Here is a 16,567-nt window from a genome sequence, read left to right as displayed (position 1 = left end):
ACAAAAAAAAGGACGCAGATCGTCTACGCCCCTCTTATAGGTTTCCCAAAATTGTTCACCGATTCAATCGTTCCTTCACCCAGTTGATCAAACCACCCATCAGAATGAACTCCAACTGGCGAGGTGAAAGTGCATGCTCCACTTTTATTGATTTATCTTTCCCTTTCACTTTTACTTCAAATCGATTGCTTTCTTCAAGCTTCTCCCTTAACCCCTCAAATTGAAGGACATCTCCTTGTTCTAATTCGCCCCAATCTGACTCATCGACAAATGTAACAGGCAAAATCCCGAAGTTGGCAAGATTCTGCCAGTGGATTCTGGCAAAGTCCTTAACAAGCGCGACCCTTAGGCCAAGATACCGGGGAGCTAACGCGGCGTGTTCACGACTGGACCCTTGCCCATAGTTTTGCCCGCCGACGATAGCGTGGCCACCATGATCACGTATTTTCATTGCCCGATCATAATAGGTTTCATCGACAATTTCAAAACAAAACTTACTGATTTCAGGAAGATTGCTTCGGTATGGAAGCACCCTTGCTCCTCCAGCCAGGATTTCATCTGTAGATATGTCATCACCCATTTTCAGCAATACAGGAAGTTCTAAATGTTCGGGGAGTCCTTCCATCTTTGGAATGGTAGCTATATTCGGCCCTTTCACCAACTCTACCTGCTTCGCTTCTTCTTCCGGTAAAGGCTCTTGTAATAAATCGACGTCTACCGTTGGATTTTCCGGTTCGTGCACCTCCGGATAATCGATATCAAGTGTACGCGGATCTGTGATTACTCCTGTAAGCGCAGATGCAGCAGCCGTCTCCGGGCTGACAAGAAATACACGATCCTCTTTGGTACCGGACCTGCCAGGGAAGTTACGCGGTGTAGTCCGTAGACTGTTCCTGCCGGTCGCCGGGGCCTGTCCCATCCCGATACAGCCATTACAGCCTGCTTGATGTAATCGTCCTCCAGCTTGGATAAAGTTAGCGATATGACCCTCTTTTGAGAGGTCGAGCAGCATTTGTCTGGAGGTGGGATTCAAATCAAATGATACATTTTCTGCTACTTTACGACCTTCTACCATTTTGGATGCAATAGCAAAATCACGGTAACCAGGGTTGGCGGATGATCCGATATAAGACTGATAAATCGGTTCACCGGCTACGTCACGCACAGGAACAACATTTCCCGGACTTGTCGGCTTCGCAATCATTGGTTCCAGTTCAGAAAGGTTGATTTCTTCTTCCAAATCATAGGTAGCATCTTCATCCGCTTTCAGCTCTATCCATTCATCTTCTCTATGTTCCTGCTTCATAAACCGCTTCGTTTCTTCATCCGATGGGAAAATGGTTCCTGTTGCCCCAAGTTCTGCCCCCATATTTGCAATAACATGGCGGTCCATAGCAGAAAGGTTCTTGACCCCTGGACCATAATATTCAAAGACATGATTGGCTGCCGCTTTCACCCCATGTCTTCGAAGCATTTCCAGAATGACATCCTTGGCGCTAACCCAATCCGGCAATTCTCCGGTCACTTTTACGCCCCATACTTTGGGCATTTTCACATAAAAAGGTTCTCCTGCAATCGCCATTGCTACATCAATTCCACCGGCGCCTATCGCCAGCATACCCATACAGCCATTGGCACATGTGTGGCTGTCGGAGCCTAACAGCGTCTTGCCGGGTTTTGCCAGACGCTGCATGTGGACAGGGTGGCTGACACCATTTCCTGGTTTACTGTAATAGAGTCCGAACCGCTTAGCAGCACTTTGCAAAAATAAGTGGTCATCAGGATTCTTGCTGTCTTCCTGAATCAAGTTATGATCCACATACTGAGCAGAAGCTTCTGTCTTGGCCCGGTCGACCCCCATCGCTTCCAATTCCAGCATTACCATTGTTCCGGTAGCATCCTGGGTGAGGGTCTGGTCGATTTTTAAACCGATTTCTTCACCTGGAGTCATTTCGCCTTCTACGATATGATCTTTAATCAGCTTTTGAGCTACATTTAAGCCCATTTTATTCCTCCTTTATCAGACGCTTGTAAGTAATCTTATTCGATGCAAATTTAGCCTATATATCCCATTACCCGAGAGAGAAGATTAGTATGCACTATATTAAAAAAATACACCCGCATTTAGCTGCGGGTGTATTATGGTTCGTTCCATTTATTTTTCTCGTACTACTGGTAAATCTTCTTTAGTCCAAGCGGCATATCCGCCTTCAAGGTTCTTCACATCTTTAAATCCATGCTTTTGCAATACACTGGTTGCTATTGCAGAACGCGCCCCAGATAAGCAATGAACTACCGGTGTTTTGCCTTCTGGAATTTTGTCCAGGTTATCCGGAAGAGTGCCAACAAAGATATGCTCAGCATCTTCTAAGTGACCTTCATTCCACTCTGACTCTTCACGAACGTCGATGGTGACATAGTCTTCATCTTTCTGGTATTTGTCACGCAGCTCTTTTGGCGAAATGTTTTCATAAGTTTCCAGGTTAGACTGTTTAGAAACTTCATCTGCTTTCACATACGCTACCGCACGATCAAGACCGATTGATTGCAGGGTTAGGTTGATATCATAAGTGTCTTCTTGATCAGCAATCAATACGATATCTTTATCATAATCCATCATCCATCCTGCCCAATTGGCAAATGACTTATTGAACGGGATATTGATGGTTCCCTCGATGTGACCTTTAGCGAATTCCTGTTTAGGACGGGTGTCCAGGATAATCGTATCGTCATTTTTATAACTATCCAATCTATCGACAGAAATTTGCTCTAAGTCTTTATCTTCAAGGAAATCCGGACCTTCTTTATTGATTTTCTTCATCATAGCGAAATATTTCGGCGGTTCTGGCTGACCGCTTAGAAGGTTTTTCACAAACTCATCTTCATTATCCTGTTTGACAGCCCAGTTATTGATTTTTTCATAACCTACGGTTGAAGTTGGTACAGCACCCAGCGACTTACCGCAGGCACTTCCTGCTCCGTGGCCTGGCCAAAGCTGGACATAATCAGGCAAGTCCTTGAATTTTTTCAAGGATTCAAACATTTGGTGGGCACCTTTTTCAGATGTACCCTCTTCTCCTGCTGCTTTTTCAAGCAAGTCAGGACGGCCGACATCTCCGACAAATACGAAGTCTCCTGTGAAAACACCCATTGGCACTTCAGATCCGCCACCTTCGTCTGTCAATACGAAAGAGAGACTTTCTGGGGTATGACCTGGAGTGTGCATAACATCAAAACGAACCTTACCAATATAGAATTTATCCCCATCGTTAAGCAGCTCATGATCGACATCATCCAGATACTGATACTTCCAGTCTCCACCGCCTTCGTTAGATAAATAAAGTTTTGCGTTTGTACGCTTGGATAACTCGCGCGCACCAGAAACGAAGTCAGCGTGGATGTGTGTTTCTGTTGTTGCTGTAATATTGAATCCTTCTGCTTCGGCAGTTTCCAGATACGGTGTAATATCACGAGCCGGATCGACGACTAGAGCTTCGCCCGTGGCCTGACACCCGACTAAATAGGACATTTGTGCAAGATTTTCATCGAAAAAATATTTGAAATACATGAAATACCTCCGTTTTTCATTTTTTCATTGTATATACATTATATACCCTGGAAGGTATATCAGTAAACCCTTAGGCTTATTCAAGATGTCTTCTAATATACCCATATCCGTTTATGTTTTATTTAAACATCATGGTTCTCAGAATAAAAAAACCGCCATATGAACTCACCCCACTTGTACGTGGTAACGACAAAGGTGCAGTTCATAGGCGGCTGTCATTCACTTTCATTATAGTAGGCAACTAAGGTATCCAAGGGCTTTAATTCTTTCAATGGTGATAAAATAATCCGGTTATTTTCTTCATTTACTTTGATAGCATCAATCTCATCGTAAGATAACCCTTGCAGGTCATGTTCCATACCAAGCTTTATTTCATTCATCATGCCGAGAACACTGCGGTCATGTGTTTTGGTATAAACAATTTCCTGCCCGGCATCCAGGAAATCATCGATGATAGCTTGATCGACCTTAAGTAATCTTAGCAGCTCTCTTAACGAGCCCATAATGACTTGATCCATATTTTTGAATTGTTCCTGTTTTAAGCCGAATAACGTCAGGTTCAACCCCGTCTCATCATTCATTAATAAGATACATTTTCTCCGCTGCATAGTAAAAAAGTTCATATGCCATTGATAAATTCTTGGGCCTTCCACAGCATCCGCAGGCTGGACTTCTTTCTTCAATTCTTTGGCCATTTTAGCTGTAACTCCTATTTGCATCATCGCTGCACTCACCTACTTCTGTAATATCGGTCTAACATCTATTTTTCATCTTAATGTATAAATCCATTCAATCCAAGTAAATCGCTGGCGTACTAATGATTCTTTCACAAATGGTTCTGTTAAACGTTGTTTATTTTTCATAAGAGCCTTATTCAATTATTGGGCCGAATTATGGAAGACTCGATTTCGAGATGTTTATCTGAATAAAGGTCCTCTGGGGAACGACTCCCTTTCCGCGGGCATGCGCTGAGCCTCCTCAGACTTCGTCTTCCGGGGTCTCACCTGTCATTTTCATCCCGCAGGAGTCTCGCCGTTCCCCTCCGGACCTTAACGTAGAAAGTTCTCGAAATCACACTTATGGCATAACATCTTTGAAGAAGACTTCTGCCTCTTTATATCCTTTATAAATGCTTTTAGGATCAAATTTTTAGTTGTACATTCTTTCTCTTTTTGAAGGGTCCGTTTAATACAAAACTGGCTGGATGGGAAGGGAAACGGCGAGACTCCCGCGGGAGAAGGGGCTAGGCGAGATCCCACAGGGCGCAGCCCGAGGAAGCTTGCCAGATCCCCCGCAGGAAAGCGAGTCGTTTCCAAGACCATCCCCTTACATACATGGTAACGGACCCTTAGGGAGCTTATCTTTAAAATCAACACGGAGATTTAACGAAGTCTCTAATAAATAAACACTTCCAAAAGAAGCTGCTTCATTCGCTCCTTATGGAAGTGTTTTACAAAGTGGTTTCTCGTAGCGGAAAAGAGATTCTATTTTATCTGAAAGTTGAGGGTTATTTACTACGCCTGGCAAAATCCACAAACCTGAATTTATCAGGACGGTGCCTGGATTCGGTAAATTGAAAGAGTGTCGTATCTTCCAAATAGACAAAACTGCGGATGACGACCATTTGATCGTGATTCTCTACATCCAGCAATTCCTTATCTTCTACCGAAACCGGCTCTATGACGATTTCTTTTCTGGCATAGCTAATGGCAAGTCCCAACTTTTTTTCGATATATTCATACAGCGAATCTTCACAAATGGTTTTGGTCAATCCTGGGACTATATCTTGTCGGATGTAGTCTTTGTCCAGGATTACCTTTTCACCATCAATTTCTCTTGATCGTACGACACGCCAGATCGGGACTCTTTCAGGATTATCTAAAAGTTCGGCTAACTCCGTGTCAGGTTCCAACAAATACAGCTCGTGCACCTTTGTCCGGATTTGCTGGCCGGATTGATGCGTCAATTCCTTGAAGCTTGTCAGCCCGGAAACAGGAAACTCGTATTTATCACTGTCCAAAACGATCGATCCTTTCCCTCTCACCTTTTGGATATAGCCGTTTTGCGCTAACAAATGAAGGGCTTTACGGATCGTTTCTCTTGAGGTGTCATAACGCTCGCAAAGCTCATGCTCGGAAGGCAGCCGTTCTCCAGCCCGGAAGCTGCCGTCCCGAATGGACATTACAAGCTCATTGTAGATATCTAAATATTTCTTTTTCATAATATCACCATTACCATTTTAACATTAGTGGATGTGATAAACGACGGACTCATATGGCCGCAGTCCTAAACCATCGTAGATATCCTTGCCCGAATCGGGATAATTGCTGATCAGGATATCCACTTGCTTTCCTTTGAGGTCGAACTTATCAGGCATTTTTAACCGTGTCGCCAATCCGTAGAAATTATTGACGACGAGAAGGGTTTCATCCTTCCACTTGCGTACGTAAGCAAAAACTTGTTCATCATCCTGCACAATCCATTCGAAATCACCATGGGTGATGATATCAAAATCTTTTCGAAGCTGGATCAACTGCTGGTAGTGATAGAACAAGGAGTCTTTCTGTTCCATCGCTTTTTCAGCATTGACCTCTTTATAATTGCTCGCCACTTCAATCCATGGCGACTGATCAGAAAAGCCGGCATTTTCACTTGTATTCCATTGAACTGGAGTACGTGAGTTATCACGGGATTTCTGCTTCAAAATCTCAATGATCTCGTCTTCCGGCACCCCTTCTTCTTTCAGGATGTTATACATATTGAGGGATTCAACATCACGATACTGATTAATAGATTCGAAGTAGGGGTTCGTCATTCCAAACTCTTCCCCTTGATAGACGTAAGGCGTACCTTGCATCATGTGGATCGTCGTCGCCAGCATTTTTCCCGATTCTACTGGATAATTGACATCATCGCCAAATCGGGACAGTACGCGGGGCTGGTCATGGTTGCACCAGAACAAAGCGTTCCATCCTTTGCCGGCGTTCATTTCTTTTTGCCAGGTAGAAAGGATTTTCTTCAATTCATAAAAATCGAAATCTGCCACTGTCCACTTTTCGCCATTCGGGTAATCCACTTTTAAATGATGGAAATTAAACGTCATGCTAAGCTCTTTCCGCTCGGGGCGTGTATAAAGGATGCAATGGTCGATGGTCGTGGAAGACATTTCACCGACAGTAAGCAGATCGTACTTGCCAAATACTTCCCGATTCATCTCCTGCATGTACTCATGAACACGCGGGCCATCGGTATAATATTTGCGGCCATCCCCAGGAGCGACACTACCATCATCATCCGGAAAAGCCTGGTTTTTGGAGATAAGATTAATGACATCCAAACGGAAGCCATCGACGCCTTTCTCTGCCCAGAAACTCATCATTTCGTAGATGCTCTTACGCACTTGTTCATTTTCCCAGTTCAAATCGGCCTGGGTTACATCGAATAGATGCAGGTAGTATTGATCAGTCGTTTCGTGATACTGCCAGGCAGAGCCGCCGAATTTGGATTTCCAATTGTTCGGTGGACCGCCGTCTTTGCCATCTTTCCAAATGTAATAATCGCGATAAGGATTATCCTTCGATTGCTTCGCCTGCTGGAACCATTCATGATCGGTTGACGTATGGTTCACAACAATATCCATTATCAGCTTCATCCCGCGTTCATGGACACCGGCAATCAGTTCGTCGAAGTCTTCCATCGTCCCGTATTCCGGGTGAATATCGTAATAGTCACTGATATCATAACCGTTATCCCGCTGCGGGGATTTATAAGGAGGGGTCAGCCACAGGACATCGACCCCCAGGTTTTTCAAGTAATCCAATTTTTCAATGATGCCTTGCAAATCACCCACACCATTGCCTGTCGTATCATTAAAACTTTTCGGGTAGATTTGGTAAACTACTGCTTTTTTCCACCACGCTTGGTTCATTTAAAAACACCACCAACTTAAATTTTACTCAATCATTAACAGTCGCCTCTACGTTTCGCCCAAAGGTAAGTGATCACTGCAGGCAGGATGATAACGATTGCCATACCGATGAAGAATGGCATCCATTTTCCGGCACTGATTGACAAGAATCCAGGGATCCCGCCAACACCAATGGAAGTAGCTGTTACACCGGCTACCGTTATATACATACCCGCGATACCAGAAGAGATCAGGGCAGCGACAAACGGATATTTGAAACGGAGGTTGACCCCGAACAATGCCGGCTCGGTGATACCGAGATAGGCAGAAATACCGGATGTGGAAGCCAGGCCTTTCAGCTTTTCATCTTTTGTTGCAAGCATCATGGCAAATGCTGCCGAACCTTGAGCAATATTCGACAAAGCAAGCATCGGCCACAAGAAAGTTGTTCCTGTACTTCCGACAAGCTGGATATCTACTGCCAGGAATGTATGGTGCATACCTGTTACGACTAACAGACCATACAAACCACCGTAAATCAAACCACCTAATGCAGCGAATTGATCAAAAATCGATACTAATCCGTCAGTAAGCAGATTACCGACAAAGAACATAGCAGGTCCGATGAATAGGAAAGTTAAAAATCCAGTTATCAACAATGTTGTAGGAGCTACCAGCAACAATTGCAGAGAATCCGGTACACGTTTACGTAGCCAAACTTCTGATTTGGCTAACACCCAGGATGCTAATAATACCGGCAGTACTTGACCTTGATAACCGATTTTTTCAATCTCCAGGCCGAATAAATTCCATGTCGGTATATTGCCTTCTTTTAAAGCATTACCATAATCCCAAGCGTTCATCAGGTCAGGATGGACTAAAATAAGACCGAGGACAATACCGAATAATGGACTGCCTCCAAACTTTTTCACTGCCGACCAGCCGATCAGACCTGGCAGGAATACAAATGCCGTATTGGCAATCAGATTGATCATTTCAGCTATGCCGGACCACTGAGGATAGACATCGATCAATGATTTACCTTTATAAAAAATGTCCGGACCGGCAAGAATATTGTTCAGACCCATCAACAGACCAGCTGTAACGATCGCTGGCAGAATCGGGATGAATATATCTGCAAGTACCTTAATGGCTTTTTGAAGCGGATTCATTTTTTCCGAAGACGCTGCCTTGACATCTTCTTTCGTCTGTTCACCGATTCCTGTGATAGAAATCAATTCCTGGTAAACTTTATCGACAGTACCCTGTCCAATTACAATTTGAAATTGCCCATTTGTTGAAAAAGAACCTTTAACTGCCTCGATGTTGTTCAGTTTCTCTTGGTCGACTTTGCTCTCATCATTTAAGGCTAAACGCAAGCGTGTGACACAATGGGTAGCGGCATTGATGTTTTCTTCTCCGCCAATGGCTTCTAAAATCTGTTTTGCCTGATTATTCAAATCCATGATGGTTTCCTCCCGTATAGGTTAGTTGGCCTTTGGCTTGATCTGCATGATTTCAGTAGAACCAGCTTCCACATCACCCTGATTATAGAAATCCAGGGAATACTCATCACTGTTTGTGATAATCACCGGGGTAACTGTGCTTGATGCTTTTTCCTCTATCTTTGCAAGATCAAAAGTCACCAGGGTCTGTCCTGTCTTCACTTTATCCCCTTGCTTTACAGAAGCTTCGAACCCTTCCCCGTTCATGCCAACTGTTTCCAGACCGATATGAACCAACACTTCGACACCGGCTTTGTTCTTTAACCCAACTGCATGTTTCGTCGGGAATAATTGGACGATTTCTCCATCAAATGGTGCTACCGCTTTTCCTTCGGATGGTTGGATAGCAAGACCTTCTCCCATCATTTTTTGTGAAAAAGTTGGGTCCGGCACCTCAGTCAGGTCAACCACTTTCCCCGTGACAGGAGCTGTCAGAATTGTCTCTTTATTGTCTTTGCCAAAAAGTTTTTTAAACATAGTAAGTTTCCCTCCTAATCAGTTTTTCCCAATCGCCATGACATGTATATACAAGTTATGAATCAATTATAATTTGTATATACATGTTTTGCAAGCGTTAACAATAATTTTTTATTGGCTGTTTTAAATCTTAATGTTACTTACAGTTAAGCTCCCTTTAATTGAAGACTCAGTTTCGAGGTAGTAGGGTCCGTTACCATAAGAGAAATGGGATGGTTCGTGAAACGACTCGCTTTCCAGCTTCATCGCCTAGACACTCGCGACATAAGCAGTCCATCAACGGGAAGAAAGAACCCTTCCCTTTTGCTGTTCTGCTTATGCGTGTCGTGTCTCCCAAGGCGATTACGCATTCATTTCTTTCCTGCGGGGGACCTGGCAAGCTTCCTCGGGCTAAAGCCCTGCGGGATCTTGCCTAGCCCCTTCTCCCGCGGGAGTCTCGACGTTTCCCTGCCCATCCAGCCAGTGTTGTACTAAACGGACCCTTCAAAAAGAGAGAGAATGTAGCTGAAACCTTCATGTTGACGCATTTAAAAAGGATGTAAGGGCGCCAAAGTCTTCTTTCTATCATGGTCGATTTCTCCATAAGTATGATTTCTAGAATTTCCTATTATGGCAAGGGGCGTAGGGAAACGGTGAGACTCCTCGAAAATGCTACGCATTTCCTTCGTGCGTGGGTTAAGTCAAGGTGAAAATTCAAAGTCCTGTGGGAGTTGAGTGATAGATGAGGCCCCGCAAGGCGAAGCTTGAGGAGACTCAGCACACGCCCACGGAAAGCGAATCGTTTCCCGGAGTCCCTAATTCCAACAATATCTCGAAATCAAGTCTTCGACTTTTCGGTCCTATTGTTGAATAAGTCTCTTAAGAAAAATCGACGTTTTACTGAGCCTTTTGTTAAAATAACGCAAACAAAAAACTGCTCTTGAGAAGTGGAGTATCCACCAATCAAGAACAGCTTTCATTTTGCTTGTTATATACTATAATCTTCATTTTTCTTATCGGTAATAAACATATGTCCCGGGGCATGGGTGAGCATCAATTCCGGCTTCATGTGCATGGCGACTGCCTGAGGAGTAACACCGCAGGCCCAGAAAACCGGAATTTCTCCATCCTCGACCGTTACAGGATCACCAAAATCCGGACAGGATAGATCAGATATCCCAATTGCTTCCGGGTTCCCTACATGAACTGGGGCTCCATGTACGGAAGGAAAACGGCTCGTGACCTGGACAGCTTTAGGTATGTCGGCTGCTTTCACTGGACGCATACTTACAACCATAGGACCTGAAAACCGACCTGCAGGCACACACTGGATATTGGTCTTGTACATGGAAACGTTCTTTTTTTCTTCCATATGCCGGAGCGGAATACCATGCTCTATCAATGCTTGTTCAAAGGTAAAGCTGCACCCGAGTAGAAATCCAACCATTTTTTCATCCCATTGTTCTGTTATATCTCCCAGCTCCTCAGTCAGCTGGCCATTACGGTACACCCGGTAACCAGGTAGATCGATCCGCAGATCTGAATCTGGTGCAACCAAACGCGGCACAGGCGAACCAGGCTCTGTTACATCTAAAACGGGACAGGGCTTCGGATTGCGTTGACAAAATAATAAAAACTCGAACGCCATTGCTTCAGGCAGCACAACCAGATTTCCTTGAATATATCCGGGAGCCAGACCGGAAGTCGGCCCGGTCCAGTATTGCGTGCGGATTTTTCCACGTGCTTCCTCTGGACTCCATTTTTCCGGTCTTTCCATTTGCGACTCCTCCTCTATTTTATTCAAATAATTGCGGAATACCTTCAATTAGCGTGATGAAGCCCATATAGGACATGACAATGACGATCAAGGCCCCAAATATAGTCATCCAAACCGGGTGCTTATAATCGCCGACGATACTCTTTTTATGGGCAGCTATAATCATGACCCCCAACGCAAGCGGCAAAATTAATCCATTCAGGGAACCAACTAAAATTAGAATGCTGACCGGACGCCCAACAGAAACAAATACCAAGGTTGAAATAGCTATGAATCCGACAATATACCATTTATGGTGCTTCTCAATTGATTTACTGAATGATCGAATGAAGGACACTGACGTATAAGCTGCACCTACAACAGACGTAACAGCTGCCGCCCAGATGACCACACCGAATATTTTATATCCTATTGTACCCGCTGCCGACTGAAATACAGTGGCGGCTGGATTCCCTGGATCTAATTGTATGCCCTGGGCAACCACTCCAAGCGCTGCTAAAAACAGAAAGACACGCATGATGGAAGCAAAGCCGATCGCTGAGACTGCACTGCGGTTGACATATCCCAACGACTCCTTTCCCTTCACTCCTGCTTCCAATAACCGATGGCCGCCGGCAAAGGTGATATAGCCACCGACAGTCCCGCCGACCAATGTCACAATTGCAAGAAAGTCTATCGTATCAGGGGCAAACGTCTTTACAGCCGCTTCTCCTAGCGGAGGAGTCGCAGTGAACATGACATAGACCGTCAACCCGATCATAAGAAACCCCAGCATTTGGGCGAAGCGGTCCATCACCTTACCAGCTTCTCGTACGAGGAATACGCCGATAGCAACAAGGCCGCTGAAGAATGCCCCCATTTCTGGTGAAATTCCGAACAGTACGTTGGTACCTAATCCTGCACCAGCAATATTACCAATATTGAAGGCGAGACCGCCTGCCACAATCAGGGCAGACAAAACAAAACCAAGTCCCGGGAGCAGCTTATTCGCTATGTCCTGGGCAGGTTTTTCTGAGATAGCGATGATCCTCCAAATGTTCAACTGGGCTCCGATATCAATGATAATCGAGACCAGGATAACAAAGCCAAAGCTAGCTGCTAATTGCTCTGTAAAATGTGTCGTTTGCGTCAGAAATCCAGGCCCAATGGCAGAAGTCGCCATCAAAAAAGCTGCCCCCAACAGCAGTCGCCTTCTTGATCTTTTGTCCATATGCTCCACTCCTTGCTGTTATTTCAGTACATCTTTGATTTTAGTAGTTTCAATACCAGATTCTTTCAATGCTTGATTGATATATTTGGCAAAATCCAAAGCGTTTTCTCCGTCACCGTGGATGCAAATGGTATCTGCCTGGACCTCAATATCTTTTCCCTGGACGGTATGGACCTTCTTTTCCTTTACCATCCGAATCACCTGGTTGACTGCTTTCTCATAGTCAGTTAGTAAGGCATTTTTTTCTTTCCTCGATGTCAAAGAACCATCTTCCTGGTAGGTCCGATCGGAAAAGACTTCACTTGCGGTACGAAGACCTGCTTTCTTACCCGCCTTCACCAACTCACTGCCTGCTAACCCAAATAAAACGAGTTCTGAATCTACTTTAAAAACGGCTTCAGCAATCGCTTCCGATAAGTCCTGACGCTTGGCTGCCATATTATATAATGCCCCATGTGGTTTGACATGCTGCATCTTTCCACCTTCAGATTGAACAAATCCGTTCAATGCTCCGATTTGATAGATGACAAGTTCATATGCTTCCTCTGGAGAGATGTCGATGTTCCGCCTGCCAAACCCCATCAGGTCAGGTAAACCGGGGTGCGCTCCGATACCTACCCCTTTTTCCAGGGCCATCGCTACTGTCTTTCTCATTGTTGTGAAATCACCCGCATGGAACCCGCATGCCACGTTAGCTGAAGTGATATAGTCAAGAATCTCTTCATCACGCCCTTTTTGATAGGTTCCAAAGCTCTCTCCCATATCACAATTTAAATCTACAATCGACATGTCATACCCTCCTAATTGAATTTCAGACGTATTCCTTGAGCAAGCTGCTGGATACTACGCTCTCTTTCTAAATAAAGTTGTTGTGCTTCATCATGGGATACTTCCTGAAAACGTACTTTCTCTCCAGGTTTCATTTGCGCCATTAACGGTATATCGACCGAGGCGATTTGTCCGATTTTCGGATAGCCCCCCGTTGTCTGCCTGTCAGCAAGCAGAACGATTGGCTGTCCATTCGAAGGTACTTGGATCGTACCTAAAGCTACCGCTTCTGAAATCATGTCCTCCTCTTTTTCTACATATAATCCCGGACCTTCCAGGCGATAGCCCATCCGGTCAGACTTACTGCCGACTTTAAACACCTCGTGAAAGAAGGCTTCCCTGCTTTCCCTTTTAAATGAATGGTATTGTCTTCCCTTCATGACTCGTACCGGTTGCTCTTCCTGAAAGGACGGGATAAATTCAGAAGCTACATACCAATCCATACTGATGAAATTTCGATCTTCGGATTCCTTTCTTAATGAAGCCAATATCTTCTTAGCCACACCGGAAGCTTCCTCTACTCGTAGTTCATCATTATCCTGCAAAGCCCTTCCATGAAAACCGCCCAGACCGGCGCGGAGATATGTCGACTTGCTTCCCATGACTTCCGGAACATCAAAGCCGCCTGCGACAGCTAAGTAAACCCTGGCCCCTTCTTTCGCTTGTCCAAACCGGAGTTTACTGCCTTTTTTCACAAAGACAGGACGCCACAGCTTGACCGGCTCATCATCAATCGTTGCCGAAAGATCCCCGCCGCAAAGCGAGATCAACGTATCATTTTCAAATCTTAAAACGGGACCTGCCAATGTCACTTCCATGGTAGGTACGTCCTCCTGGTTTCCTACAAGCAAATTAGCAATCCGGTGAGCTACAGGATCCATCACACCGCTGGCAATGACCCCTTGCTTTTGAAAACCGGTCCTGCCAAGATCCTGGAGGCTGGTCAGAAGCCCTGGCTTTAAAACCTTTATCATGCTTCACCCTCCTTGTAAGCGTCATATTCCTGTCGGGTAATCGCCTTAAAAACGACTTTATCTCCGGCTTGTAATAAAGAGGGGTTCGCTTGTTCCGGCTGAAACAGAGGTAATGGGGTCTGCCCGATTAACTGCCAGCCGCCAGGAGTCTCAATTGGATAGACACCTGTCTGACTGCCTGCGATACCGACAGAACCTGTTGGAATCTGAAGTCTTGGTTCTTTTTTCCTTGGGGTCGCGATCTTTTCTGTCATGCCTCCGATATAAGGAAAGCCTGGGGCAAAGCCGATCATATAGACAAGATAATCTCCCTGCGTGTGATAATCGATGACCTGCTTTTCTGTCAGACCATTATGCTCAGCGACGAAGGAGAGGTCTGGACCTAAGTCTTCCCCGTAACAGACAGGGATTTCCACGACTCGTGCTTGTGCAGACTCACCTTCTTTCAGCGTGGCAAGGTTTCTATCAAGCTCTTCGGCGACCAGCTCATATGGCAGCCGGAATTCTGTTTTTCCCAAGTAATCCAGTACTTTCACAGGGTCATAGAATACAGCTACTGTTGTAAAAGCAGGAATATATTCAGTCATCCATTCCAATGGTTTATTTTCAAAATAATTGGTTGCACTTTTAACTCGCTTATGTGCATCTTCATCTATCGTTTTTCCAAACTCAATAATGACCGCCTGATCACCCAGCGGGGTTATTTTATAATCCAAACCATGGCCTCCTTTGCAGCCCGGACTTTTCCGATTTGTATATTTTCATAAAATTCTATATTCATAAATGGTAAACGAACTAGAATGGCAATTCAATCTTAATTTTCTGACATTTGTTATTGGATATATTCCCCATTCCCAATTACAAATAACGATGATAGAGCATTTTTCTTTCAAGGTGTCCAGGAGTATGATATACATTTAGGATGACGACATAATATTTAGGGTATCGAAATAATTGATTTGAAAGAAGTGATTCATTATCGTTGACCAAGAAAAACTGGCACAACGAAATCTGTTCATCATGTGGTTTGCCAACTTCTTCATTGCAGGAAGCATAACCATGGTTTTGCCCTTTTTATCTTTATATATAGATAGCTTCGGAAACTTCTCTGAAGCATATGTACAGCAATGGTCCGGGTGGGTGTTTGGTGTCACCTTTGTGACCGCTTTTTTGTTCGCGCCTATCTGGGGACGAGTCGGGGACAAGTATGGCAGGAAGAAAATTTTAATCATTTCCGCCTTTGGGCTCGGACTCTCTGTCTTCTCGATGGGACTGGCTGACTCAGTCTGGCAGCTGTTTTTCCTCCGGTTATTCATGGGGGTTTTCACTGGATTCATCCCAATGTCTCAAGCGTTAATCGCAACGCAGACACCGAAAAACATTGCGGGTAAGGTGCTTGGAACCCTGCAGACCGGGAGTATCACGGGAAGTTTGATGGGCCCGATGCTAGGGGGATTATTAGCTGATTCTTTCGGTTATTCTGCCACTTTCCAGGGAACTTCGATCACTGTCTTCCTATCAGGATTGATTGTCATCTTTGGAATCAAAGAAGTGAAAATGGAAGATGAAAATAGTGACAATAAAACCAGTTATTCCAGCAGGGAAGTCATCCGCCATATTGTCAGGCATCCCGTACTGGTAATGGTCATGCTGGTATCCTTGTTCGTGCAAATTGCCCATTTCAGCATCCAGCCTATTTTGTCCTTATATGTTGCTGAATTGCATGGTACGGCCAATCTTGCTTTCTTTTCAGGAATCGCGTTCTCTGCAGCAGGGTTAGGTAATTTGTTGATGGCCAGGCGCTGGGGCCGCATTGCTGACCGGGTCGGTTATATCAAAATTCTCGTATTCCTTTTATTCATGGCAGGAATCGTTTATTTACCAGGAGCGTTCGTTACGAGTATATGGCAGTTAGTCATTATCCGTTTCCTGCTGGGGGCTTCAATCGGAGGAATTATTCCAGTACGCTCTGCCTACATCCGCCAGGAAGCTCCGCTCGCTATGCAAGGAGAAGTACTCGGCTATAATACCAGTATTCGTTTCTTAGGAAATATGATTGGTCCAGCACTCGGAGGAATGCTTTCCGGATATTTCGGTTTTTCATCTGTATTTTTTGTTACCAGTACATTACTGGTAGCCTCTGGTATTGCTATGTACATGACTATGCAGCGAAACCAGAATGCCGCTAAACACCATGCGCATTCCGTCTGAATATGTAAAAGCCTCCCGTTTTTTCACGAAAAAGAATGGGAGGCTTATTTTTATTTTCATGAAAACGGTTTATAATATAGGAAAAAGGTCTTCCAAATCCTTTCTATTTTCCTATTTAAAGGGGCGCTTCT

13 protein-coding genes are annotated in these 16,567 nt (G+C 44.6%); 1 reads left to right on the top strand and 12 read right to left on the bottom strand.

Going from position 1 to position 16,567, the window contains the following annotated elements; translation table 11 throughout:
- Positions 1–55: 55 nt before the first annotated feature.
- From ACGTN9_RS01785 to pxpB, 12 genes are all read right to left on the bottom strand, one after another.
- The gene (locus tag ACGTN9_RS01785) at positions 56–2,005 is read right to left on the bottom strand and encodes an aconitate hydratase (protein WP_499589935.1); all 1,950 of its coding nucleotides are present in this window, start codon (positions 2,003–2,005) and stop codon (positions 56–58) included.
- Positions 2,006–2,155: 150 nt separating this feature from the next.
- Positions 2,156–3,568, bottom strand: a complete 1,413-nt coding sequence (locus tag ACGTN9_RS01780; protein ID WP_499589933.1) for an MBL fold metallo-hydrolase — start codon at positions 3,566–3,568, stop codon at positions 2,156–2,158.
- A gap of 215 nt (positions 3,569–3,783) precedes the next feature.
- Positions 3,784–4,290: a DUF6933 domain-containing protein gene (locus tag ACGTN9_RS01775; RefSeq protein ID WP_499589931.1), complete on the bottom strand. Its 507-nt coding sequence runs from the start codon at positions 4,288–4,290 to the stop codon at positions 3,784–3,786.
- 785 nt (positions 4,291–5,075) lie between these two features.
- Positions 5,076–5,789: a trehalose operon repressor gene (gene treR / locus ACGTN9_RS01770; RefSeq protein WP_499589929.1), complete on the bottom strand. Its 714-nt coding sequence runs from the start codon at positions 5,787–5,789 to the stop codon at positions 5,076–5,078.
- Positions 5,790–5,813: 24 nt separating this feature from the next.
- The gene (gene treC / locus ACGTN9_RS01765) at positions 5,814–7,496 is read right to left on the bottom strand and encodes an alpha,alpha-phosphotrehalase (RefSeq protein ID WP_499589927.1); all 1,683 of its coding nucleotides are present in this window, start codon (positions 7,494–7,496) and stop codon (positions 5,814–5,816) included.
- A gap of 35 nt (positions 7,497–7,531) precedes the next feature.
- The gene (treP, locus tag ACGTN9_RS01760) at positions 7,532–8,941 is read right to left on the bottom strand and encodes a PTS system trehalose-specific EIIBC component (protein ID WP_499589925.1); all 1,410 of its coding nucleotides are present in this window, start codon (positions 8,939–8,941) and stop codon (positions 7,532–7,534) included.
- Positions 8,942–8,962: 21 nt separating this feature from the next.
- Positions 8,963–9,457, bottom strand: coding sequence for a PTS sugar transporter subunit IIA (locus ACGTN9_RS01755; protein ID WP_499589923.1), 495 nt, complete (start codon positions 9,455–9,457; stop codon positions 8,963–8,965).
- 967 nt (positions 9,458–10,424) lie between these two features.
- Entirely contained in the window at positions 10,425–11,213 is a 789-nt protein-coding gene (locus tag ACGTN9_RS01750; RefSeq protein ID WP_499589921.1) for a putative hydro-lyase, read from the bottom strand.
- A 19-nt stretch (positions 11,214–11,232) separates the two neighbouring features.
- Entirely contained in the window at positions 11,233–12,423 is a 1,191-nt protein-coding gene (locus tag ACGTN9_RS01745) for an NRAMP family divalent metal transporter (RefSeq protein ID WP_499589919.1), read from the bottom strand.
- Between the two features lie 18 nt (positions 12,424–12,441).
- Positions 12,442–13,212, bottom strand: coding sequence for a LamB/YcsF family protein (locus ACGTN9_RS01740; protein ID WP_499589917.1), 771 nt, complete (start codon positions 13,210–13,212; stop codon positions 12,442–12,444).
- 11 nt (positions 13,213–13,223) lie between these two features.
- Positions 13,224–14,225, bottom strand: coding sequence for a 5-oxoprolinase subunit C family protein (locus ACGTN9_RS01735; protein WP_499589915.1), 1,002 nt, complete (start codon positions 14,223–14,225; stop codon positions 13,224–13,226).
- The gene (gene pxpB, locus ACGTN9_RS01730) at positions 14,222–14,941 is read right to left on the bottom strand and encodes a 5-oxoprolinase subunit PxpB (RefSeq protein WP_499589913.1); all 720 of its coding nucleotides are present in this window, start codon (positions 14,939–14,941) and stop codon (positions 14,222–14,224) included. The genes ACGTN9_RS01735 and pxpB overlap by 4 nt, the downstream gene beginning before the upstream one ends.
- Before the next feature lie 304 nt (positions 14,942–15,245).
- Here pxpB and ACGTN9_RS01725 point away from each other — a divergent pair, with 304 nt between their 5' ends.
- Complete coding sequence (locus ACGTN9_RS01725; RefSeq protein ID WP_499589911.1) at positions 15,246–16,436, top strand: MFS transporter; 1,191 nt, start codon at positions 15,246–15,248, stop codon at positions 16,434–16,436.
- Positions 16,437–16,567: the final 131 nt, after the last annotated feature.

Source organism: Halobacillus sp. B23F22_5 (genome assembly GCF_043497085.1).
Lineage (GTDB): Bacteria > Bacillota > Bacilli > Bacillales > Halobacillaceae > Thalassobacillus.
The sequence above is the reverse complement of the archived record's forward strand: the minus strand, read 5'-3'. Positions and strand labels throughout refer to the sequence as shown.